1 protein-coding gene is annotated in these 351 nt (G+C 66.4%); it reads right to left on the bottom strand.

Features of this window, described 5'->3' with window-relative positions; genetic code table 11:
- Positions 1-226: 226 nt before the first annotated feature.
- A partial coding sequence (locus AC1DHL_RS30265) for a spore coat protein U domain-containing protein (RefSeq protein ID WP_478164401.1) occupies positions 227-351 on the bottom strand: 125 nt, incomplete at its 5' end.

The raw sequence follows: 351 nt of genomic DNA, 5'->3' as shown, positions 1-351 counted from the left end.
GTGCTGCTGTGGCACCGGGCAACGTGGGCCGCCCTCCGTGCCGACGCAGCCTTCAACCACGGTCAGGCGGATCTGCATTGGGACGGGCGCCGGGTCGGCCCACGCTGCTGTGCTGGCGATGGACATCGCTCCGATCAGTACTGCCCGAACCACCTGCGATCCACCGTGTTGTCGACCTGATGCGCGGTATCGGCCGAGATGGGGGATTCTGTAGAGCGGGCTCCCCTCAGTAGGTGATCGTCACCTGCACCAGGTCGTTGTAGGTGCCCGCCGGAGGCTGTCCGGCAACGGGAGGCACACGCCCGAATATGTTCAGTGTCTGCGCGCTGCCAGTGCCGACGCCGCTTAAGG

The organism is Variovorax sp. 10L426, from assembly GCF_056395305.1.
Note: the sequence above shows the minus strand (reverse complement) of the source record. Positions and strands in the feature narration are given on the sequence as shown.